Source organism: Endozoicomonas sp. ALE010 (assembly GCF_049310165.1).
GTDB lineage: Bacteria > Pseudomonadota > Gammaproteobacteria > Pseudomonadales > Endozoicomonadaceae > Endozoicomonas.
Genome location: NZ_JBLYNV010000161.1, coordinates 1 through 2,551 on the forward strand (window position 1 = coordinate 1; position 2,551 = coordinate 2,551).

2 protein-coding genes are annotated in these 2,551 nt (G+C 55.5%); both read right to left on the minus strand.

What is annotated here, in order from left to right:
• Nucleotides 1–93 precede the first annotated feature (93 nt).
• Nucleotides 94–837, minus strand: a complete 744-nt coding sequence (istB, locus tag ACO6UY_RS24385; protein ID WP_422444680.1) for an IS21-like element helper ATPase IstB — start codon at nucleotides 835–837, stop codon at nucleotides 94–96.
• Between the two features lie 11 nt (nucleotides 838–848).
• A complete protein-coding gene (gene istA / locus ACO6UY_RS24390) occupies nucleotides 849–2,378 on the minus strand; it encodes an IS21 family transposase (protein ID WP_422444748.1) in 1,530 nt (509 codons plus the stop codon).
• Nucleotides 2,379–2,551: the final 173 nt, after the last annotated feature.

A 2,551-nucleotide genomic window follows, 5' to 3' on the forward strand; every position in this document is an offset into this window, starting at 1 on the left:
TGCATATTCTGGTAAACGTGAACGCTAATTCTGGTAAGCGTGAACACCTCCGCTTACCCAAGCACTGCCCTCCTTTATTTGTAGCCTGAGTGTTCACGACCCTCCAGTTTTGGTCTGATTTTTTCTCATGGACTTTCCCTTGAGTTCCAACCGGTGGGCGTTATGAATCAGCCGGTCCAGAATGGCATCAGCCAGCGTCGCGTCACCGATGCTGTCATGCCACTTCGATACCGGTAGCTGGCTAGTGACGATGGTAGAACTCTGGTTATGCCTGTCATCCATAATCTCCAACAGGTCATTGCGCTGGCTCTGGGTCAGGGGCTCAAGCCCCCAGTCGTCCAGTATCAGCAAATTGACTTTCGCCAGTTGCTGCAGGAGCTTGCTGTAGCTGCCATCACCGTGAGCAATGGTCATGGCTTCCAGCAACCGGGAGGTCCGGTAGTAGCGCACACTGTAACCGCGCAGGCAGGCACTGTGGCCAAAGGCGCAACTAAGCCAGCTTTTGCCAGTTCCACAGGGTCCGGTGATCAGCAGGTTCTGGTTTTTGCTCAGCCACTCACCCGGTATCAGTGAGGCCATCTGGGAACGGGTAATCCCCCGGGGCTGCTCATAATCAATATCCTCCAGGGTGGCTGCCAGTTTGAAACGAGCGGCTTTCAGTAACCGGGCCAGTCGTTTGTTGCTGCGGTCCGCGTCCTCCTGGTCAATAAGCAGGGCCAGCCGCTCTTCGAAGCTGAGCCCTTCATAGGTGCCGGGTTGCTCACTCTGCAGGTTCAGGGCATCCGCCATGCCTCCCAGGCGCAGGCTGCGAAGGCGAGTCAGGTTTTGATTGATCATGGTCTCGCTCCTCACTGGTAAAAGCTGGCGCCGCGAATGTTTTCATGGCTTCTGGTCACACGATCATCGTCGCTGGTTTCTGCCTTGTTCAGCGGGATTTTGTCTAATCCGGACTGGAGGATCGAACGGACATTAGCAACTCGCCGACCACCGGTGTTTCTGGCCCGGTGGCAGGCCGCATTCAATCGGTCAGCGCCGTATTCACGCTCCATGTTGAGCAGTCCAAGACAGGCACGGTAAGCCTGTTCCGGATGCTCTTTGCTATCGAGCAGTTGCTGAGTAAACCACAGGACGTCGGGGCCCAGCTTTTTCGCCCAGTTCAGGAGTCGTCCCGGTGTCCACTGCTGCTGTTTCTGGTGGCGCTCTGGCATATGCTCTGTGCGGGTGGTGAAGCCGGTTCCCCATTTGCGGGGATGGCTGGCTACCGGCTTCCCCTTGTAGAAGATCTGCACCAGTTGCTGTCCTGCCCGGATTTCCACCTGCTCACGCACCAGCTGATGGGGCACTGAGTAGGAGTGGTTTCCATACTGCACGTGGTAGTCAATATTGACCCGGGCATACTTGAATTCGATGTATTCAAATGCCTCCCGGGGTAAGGGCCTGAGCGCCGGTTGATCCAGCTGCTCATACAGCGTACGACGGCAACCGGGTTGCTGCTTGAAAGGTCGGTTGTTGAGGTCTTCCAGCAGGCGTCGTATTTCCTGGTTCAGCTCCGCCAGCGAGAAGAACGTAGTATGGCGCAGGCGCATTAATATCCAGCGCTCAACGACCTGCACGGCGACCTCTACCTTTGCCTTATCTTTCGGCTTGTAAGGCCTGGCAGGCATGATGGAGGTGCCAAAGTGTTCGGCCAGGTGCTGGTAACTCCGGTTGATCTGTGGCTCGTAGCGGCAGGCTTTGGATACTGCGCTGCGCAGGTTATCCGGAACCAGCAACTGGGTCACGCCGCCAAAGAACTGAAACGCCCGGGCCTGGGAGCAGAGAAAGTCCTGCAGGCCCTGGGTCCAGCTGGCTTCAGCATAGGTGTAGCTGGATGCCCCCAGCACGGCAACAAAGATCTGTGCTGGCGCGGTTTCGCCGGTTTCACGGCTGACAATGGGGACGGTCAGACCCGCATAGTCGATAAACAGTTTTTCGCCGCCCCGGTGCTCCTGGCGCATGGAGCGTTTCTGCTTTTTGCGCCACTCATTGTAGCGATGGCAGAACTGGGCATAGCTGTAATGGCTGTGGGGGTAAACGTCACAGTATTCCTCCCAGAGCACCTGTTTGGTCATTCCCTTTTGCTTGAGGGAACGGTGAATATCGATCCAGTCAGGATCAATCAGCCCTTGATATCGGCGGTTAATGGCTTCAGGAGTGAGCTGGTTGATCAGTGACGTATCGTCCATCTCATTCGGCAGTGGCCAGCTCAGCCCGGATTCACTGAACAGGTTCAGGTATTTGGTGATGACACCCGTGCTGATTCTGAGGCTGACAGAGATCTGTCGGATGGTTAACCGGCACTCGAACCGGAGTCGCAAGATGTCCCTGATTTTACGCATTGGTAACCTCGTTTCCATTGGCATGGCCGCTGCTCCTTTTGATTGAGAGTTAAGGGGAGCGGCACAAGTTGAACGAAATCAATGCTTAAGAAAGGGAAATAGTTACGTTACCGTTACGATTCTGGTGTCGTGAACATGAATTCTGGAGTCGTGAACGCGATTCTGGAAATCGG

Coding starts and splice junctions, on each gene's coding strand:
- istB (WP_422444680.1), bottom strand. CDS start 837: ATGATCAATCAAAACCTGACTCGCCTTCGCAGCCTGCGCCTGGGAGGC.
- istA (WP_422444748.1), bottom strand. CDS start 2,378: ATGCGTAAAATCAGGGACATCTTGCGACTCCGGTTCGAGTGCCGGTTA.